This is a genomic window from Amycolatopsis circi, from assembly GCF_003385235.1.
GTDB lineage: Bacteria > Actinomycetota > Actinomycetes > Mycobacteriales > Pseudonocardiaceae > Amycolatopsis > Amycolatopsis circi.
Window position 1 is genome coordinate 1 of sequence record NZ_PQIA01000249.1, and the last position, 5965, is coordinate 5965.

Consider the following 5965-nt stretch of genomic DNA (forward strand, 5'->3'; position numbering starts at 1 on the left):
GCCGGGGAGACGCCCGCCGCGGGACGGCGGATCTCCAGCCGCAGCCGCCGGACTCCGGTTACGTCGAGTTCGGTGTTCCGCGGGCTGCCGAACGCGGAATGGTCGAGGTGGCGGATTTCGCCGTCGAGCCGGATGCAGAACAGTCCAGTCTGGAAAGCCGCGTCCTCGGCGTCGTCGAGCACGCCGGCGACCGCGGTGAAATGCGCGTACGAACCGCCGAGGTCGATTTCCGCGAACGCCCACGCTCCGGAAGTCGGCCCGGCGGTGCGGAAAACGACACTGTGCTCGTAGCCGATCCCGTCGATCCGCGCTGAGCCTGCCGTGATGTCCGCGCTCTTCTCGCGCCACGGCAGTTCGGTCGCCCAGACTGGCCCAGGAACGGAATCTGTTGCCCCGCGCCAAATCCCGAGCACCGGACGTTCATTATGGCTGCGTCCGGTGATCGCGGAGATCAGCCCGGCGACGCCGTCGTCAGTGAATTCCGAAATCCGGAAATGCGTGGTGGAATACGGAGTGAGAAAGGACGGAACGTCCTCGACCGAAGCGCCCGGCAGCACCACCGGCAGGATGCGGCTGGTCTCGCGCTCCAGGTCGCGGGTGAGCGCGTCGCGCATGATCCGCGCCTCGAACTGGGAGCCGCGGCCCTCGTCGAAGGGCGCTTCGCCGTCCGCGCGCCGTTTGTAGTTCGGCGAGGCCACCACCAACACGAAGTCGGCGGCGAGGATGTTCCGGATCGCCCAGGCCGACCAGTCGAGCCGGGAGGCGTCGTCCCATTGGTCCAGCCGGACGTCGAGCCCGACGCGGGCGCGGAGGAAAGTGGCGAAGGTCCCGACCTGCCGGTAGTGCTCGGCGGCGGTGTCGTGGGCGTAGCTGATGAAGATCCGGGGTGCGGCGGGGGCGGACATCGGGCTCCTCGAATTCCGGCGGAAGCGACCGGTCCAGTTTCGGGTCCGCCTCCGGGGCCCGCGGGCGGACGCGGGTTTTCGGCCACAAAGTGTCCAGAATCTGTCCCTTGTCGCGGCGTGCGCCAAAGGTATCGTCGGGGTCCGAGGTCGGATCGCCAGGACGCGGAAATCGACGGGGAGCGCTGCCCAGGTGTACCACTACGACGTTTTCATCAGTTATCTGCGGACTGCCGATCCGATCGCCCGGTGGGTGCGCAACCATTTCCATCCGCGGCTGCGGGAACTGCTCGACGGCAACCTGGACCGGGAGGTCCGGGTGTTCTTCGACGGCTCGGTCCGGGTAGGCGGGAAATGGCCGGACGAACTGCGCTCCGCCTTGCGGCACACGAGGGTCCTGGTTCCGGTGTGCTCCCCGAAGTACTTCTACAACGAGTGGTGCCGCGCCGAATGGGCCTCGATGGAGCGCCGTGAGGAACTGGCCGGAGGAGACTGTCCGACCACCCTGATCTACCCGGTCATCTATTGCGATTCGAAGAATTTTCCGTCGTTCGCGCACGAACGCCGGATGCAGGACCTGACCGAGTGGAACCATCCGTACGAGCAATTCGAAGTCTCGCCGAAGTACATCGCTTTCCACGACCAGATGAACCGCATCGCGAAGGAGATCGAGGAACTGGTCAGCGCGGCTCCGGCGTGGTGCCCGGACTGGCCGGTGCTCACCCCACGGCCGGACGTTCCGCCCGTTTCCCGGTTGCCGAGGCTCTGAGCGATGACGGGCGTCGTGATCACCTTCTATTCCTACAAAGGCGGCGTCGGCCGCAGCTTCACGCTCGCCAACGTCGCGGTTCTGCTGGCCCGGTGGGGACATCGCGTGCTGTGCATCGATTGGGATCTCGAGGCACCGGGGCTGCACGAGTACCTCCGGCCGAAGCTGGACCACGATCCGGAAGGCGGCGTGGTCGATCTCGTCGCCGACTTCCGGGCCGGCAACGTCCGGCCGAACCGGCACATCATCCCGGTCCGCCTGGACAACGTGCCCGGCACGCTGGATTTCCTCCCCGCGGGCGGCGACGGCCCCGCATATCCGGGACAGGTGCAGGGAATCGATTGGGAAGGCCTGTACGACGAGGAGTTCGGCGAGTACCTCGAACGCTGCCGGGAGGCGTGGACCTCGGACTACGACTACGTTTTGCTCGACAGCCGCACCGGGATTTCCGACGTCGGCAGCATCTGCACCGCCCACCTGCCGGACCGGCTGGTCGTTCTCTACACCGCGAACACGCAGAGCGTCCGGGGCGCGGTCGACGTCGCTCAACGCGCGAACGTCGCGCGGAACGCCCTGCCGTACGACCGTCCACAGTTGCCGGTGCTGCCTGTGCTCTCGCGGTTCGACACGCGCGAGGAGTACGACCGGTCGGAAAGCTGGCGGGAGATCTGTCTCAAGGAAACGCGGGGCCTGTTCGACAGCTGGCTGGACCAGGACGTTCCGCCCGCGGTGATCGCGCGCCACCTCACCTTGCCGTATGTCTCGTATTGGACCTTCGGCGAGCAACTGCCGGTGCTGCTGGAGAAAAGCCCGGGTGCGGACCAGATCGGGTTCGCGCTCGAGACCGTCGCCGCGGTGATCGCGCATTCCTTCGACCGGACCGAGCTGCTGGCCGAAAACCGCGACGCCTACGTGGCGGCGGTGCGCACCCGCACGCAGAACTTCGCCTACGACATCCAAGTCAGCATGCCCCGGTCGAACCTCGAAGCCTCCCGGGACCTGGTGGCGGAGCTGGAAAATCTCGGCATCCGGGTGGGCAGGTCGCTGTCGGGCGACCGGTCCTGGCTCGGCCGGGCGGAGACCGATGCCCGGCATTTGTGCCTGGTGATCGACGGCAAGGCGAGCCGGTGGCAGCTCGCGGAGGTCGAGTTGTTCCTGCACCGCACGCTCGGCCAGGACCGCAGGCTGATCCCGGTGCTCACCGAAGGAACCGACCCCCGCGAGCTGTCCGGCTACCTCGGCAACCTGCGCCACCTGCGCCTCGGCCCGACGACCGGCCCGGCGAAGGTCGCGCGCGGCCTCGCCGACGAGATCGGCTCCGGCCGGGCCCTGGTGGACACCGGCCAGTCCGACCTGGTTTCCCTGCTGCGGCAAGCGACGCACGCCCGGCTGCGGCCCGGACTGTGGGACCTCGTCGACGACCTGGCCGGCGAAATCCCGGCCGCGGTCGGAGCCGGGGACAGCGTGCGGGCGCAGGAACTCGGCGCGGACCTGGCCGTACTGCTGCGCCCGCGCCGCGACAACGACGGCGCGGTGTCGCCGCCGCCACAGGTCCGGAAAGCGCTGGCCTGGGCCCAGCAAGTGCTCGACGTGCGGGTGAACGACAGCTAGCCGCTCGACCCCCAGAACGCCCCGCCCGCGACCGCGGCCGGGATGCCCCGAGGAAGGACGGCGGATGCACGAAAGACTGAGCCACAAGCAGTCCGCGGCGATGATCGCGCTGATGGTGCACGGCCGGGAGATGACGAACCCGGAGTTGCGCAAGGAAGCGGGCTTCGCGCTCGACGGAAAAGACCGGCTGAAGCTCAACGAGAAGTACGTCAGCAGCAGGAAATCCGGCCGCGCGTTCGTGCACCAGCTCACCGACGACGGCTGGGCATGGTGCGAGGAGGAACTCGCCGCGCTGTCCCCGCCGAAACCAGTGCGGAGCACGTTGACTGTGGTGGCTTACCTGGCGCTGCACGGATTCTTCGAGTACCTGCGGTTGCACAAGGTCACGCTGAAGGAGGTGTTCACCGGCAGCGACGCTCCGCAGGCGGCTGACCTGGAGGAGATGATCCGGCTGGCGTACCGGAAACTCGCCCGCTCTCCCCGGGACTGGGTCGGCCTGGCGGATCTGCGTCCGTTGCTGGGCGGTGCCGCTGTCGCCGAGGTCGACGCGGTGCTCAAACAGCTGAGCCGCACCGGGCAGGCGCATCTGGTGCCCGAGTCCAACCGCAAGGCCCTCACCGAGGAAGACAGGGAAGCGGCCGTGCGCATTGGCGGTGAGGACAATCATCTGCTCTCCATCGAGGCGTCATGATCGAACACTTGGCGGTATTGGCGACCCTGCGATTCGACTGGGCGGACACGCCTGACCACGTGTGGCGGGATTCTCCGTACCACGTCGACGGCCTGCACCCCGACGTGATGGCCGCGATCGACGTCGGCATCCGCGACGCCGCGGCCAGCGACGGGCCGAGCCCCATCGGGCTGGTCATGCAGGGCATGAAGGGGGTCGGCAAAACCCACCTGCTCGGCATGGTCCGGCGAGCGGCGCACCGGGCGGGCGGCTACTTCTTCCTCGACGATCTCACCGCGGGCGACGCGTTCTGGGAGGACACCGCCGACGCGCTGCGGCGCGGTCTGCTGCGCTCGGACGATTCGGCGGAGCCGCAGGTGCGCAGCTTCGTGCGCCGGGTGTGCGAGCGCGGCGACGTGCCGTGGGAAAGCACTTCGGCGCTGATCAGCGGACGTGGACTGAGCCGATCGCACGTCGACGCGTTCCTGATGGGACTGCGGAAGCTGGACAGGCAGGTCGCGGTCGAGTGCGCGGACACCGCTCGCGCCTTGGTGCTGTACGCCGCCGAAGACCTGACGCAGAACGAGGTCGGCGACGATTACCTCGGCCGCTTCGAGGAATCGAAATCCGGAGCCCGGCGCAAGTGGGGGATCCGGGCGAAGCCGAAGTCCGCGTCGGACCAGGTGCACGACATCACCCGGCTGCTCGCGCTCACCGGGCCGGTCGTGATCGGCGTCGACCAGCTCGACACCTTGCTGGCCGTCTCCGGTCTGCAGGCGAAGGAAGTCGGCCGCCGCGAGGACAACAACTTGCTCGTCGCCCAGATCGCCGACGGGCTGATGGAGCTGCGCGAGATCACCCGGCGGACGCTCACCGTGCTCGCCTGCCTGCCCGCGACCTGGCAGCAGATCAAGGGGAAGGCAGCGGACACCGTGCCCGACCGGTTCCGGGAAACGCTCACGCTCGGCCGGGTGCTGGACGCCGAGGTCGGCAGGCAGCTGGTGGAACGGCGGCTGGGGTTCGCCTACGCGGCAATGGATTTCACCCCGCCGCACCCGACCTGGCCGGTCGCCGCCTCGGCCTTCGAAGGGCCATGGGAAGAAAACACGCCGCGGGAGATCCTGAAGCGGATCGGCGCGCACATCGACGCCTGTGTGCGTGCGGAACGAGTGCAGGAGTTGACTACGTTCAACCCGGACACACCCGCGGTGCTGCCCGCGCGTCCGGAGCCGAAACCCGACCGCTTCACCGAACTGGACGACTGGTTCGACCAGCTCCGGGCGGCGGCGGATCCGTCGGCGCTGCTCGACCACAAGGTCGAGGACGACGTGATGCCCCGGCTGCTGTCGGCCGCGTTGCGCGGCTGGATCACCGAGGTCGGCGACGACGAGATGGAGTGGGACACCCGCGTCAGCGAGGACGAACTCCACGCGTGGCTCACCCACACTCTCGACGAGGCCTCGGATCTCGAAGAACACTGGGCGTTCCGCGCGATCTCGGCGAAGAATCCGATCGCCGTGCTCAGCCGCTTCCGGAAGGCGCGGTCGGCAGCGGGATTGCGGGCGGGCGCGGACAACCGGCACCTCGTCCTGATCCGGAACTCCTCGTGGTCCAAAGGAGAAAAAACCCAAGCCGAACTCCGCGCGTTCGAAGCCGCGGGCGGGAAACGGCTCAAGATGTCCGAAGCGGACGTCCGCACGTTCTGGGCGCTGGACGAGATGTTCGTCAAGGGCGGCCCGGACGTCCACGAGTGGCTCATCGACCGCAGGCCCGCCCGGCGCTCGCAGCTGCTCTCCGGAGTCCTGCCCGACGCCGCCCCGCGTCCCGGCAGCACCGCACAAGCGGCCCGAACACCAGCAGCCCAGCGACCCCGAAACCCAGCACCAGAGACCCAGCGGCCCGCTGCTCAAGCTTCCCTCTTCACTCCCTCCCCAGCCCCGCGAGCGAACCGCACCGGAACCGCCCCGGCGCCTCGTTCCGACGGGACCCACCCGCCCCCGGACGGCACCCTCA

General features: G+C 68.5%; 4 protein-coding genes and 1 pseudogene. 4 read left to right on the forward strand and 1 reads right to left on the reverse strand.

Annotation, left to right across the window (positions count from 1 at the left end):
• Positions 1 to 905, reverse strand: a 905-nt coding sequence (locus D0D37_RS45550; protein WP_116206775.1) for an SEFIR domain-containing protein, incomplete at its 3' end; no start/stop codon positions are given.
• Positions 906 to 1095: 190 nt separating this feature from the next.
• Here D0D37_RS45550 and D0D37_RS45555 point away from each other — a divergent pair.
• From D0D37_RS45555 to D0D37_RS45570, 4 genes and pseudogenes are all read left to right on the forward strand, one after another.
• The gene (locus D0D37_RS45555) at positions 1096 to 1671 is read left to right on the forward strand and encodes a TIR domain-containing protein (RefSeq protein WP_208720569.1); all 576 of its coding nucleotides are present in this window, start codon (positions 1096 to 1098) and stop codon (positions 1669 to 1671) included.
• A 3-nt stretch (positions 1672 to 1674) separates the two neighbouring features.
• Complete coding sequence (locus D0D37_RS45560; RefSeq protein ID WP_116206777.1) at positions 1675 to 3282, forward strand: KGGVGR-motif variant AAA ATPase; 1608 nt, start codon at positions 1675 to 1677, stop codon at positions 3280 to 3282.
• 64 nt (positions 3283 to 3346) lie between these two features.
• Entirely contained in the window at positions 3347 to 3973 is a 627-nt protein-coding gene (locus D0D37_RS45565; protein ID WP_208720570.1) for a hypothetical protein, read from the forward strand.
• Positions 3970 to 5965: pseudogene (locus D0D37_RS45570) on the forward strand (AAA family ATPase); the annotation flags it as partial. The gene D0D37_RS45565 and the pseudogene D0D37_RS45570, both read left to right, overlap by 4 nt.

Bases quoted from the DNA above. Each gene is read 5' to 3' on its own strand.
- D0D37_RS45560 (WP_116206777.1), top strand. From the start codon at position 1,675: ATGACGGGCGTCGTGATCACCTTCTATTCCTACAAAGGCGGCGTCGGC.
- D0D37_RS45565 (WP_208720570.1), top strand. From the start codon at position 3,347: ATGCACGAAAGACTGAGCCACAAGCAGTCCGCGGCGATGATCGCGCTG.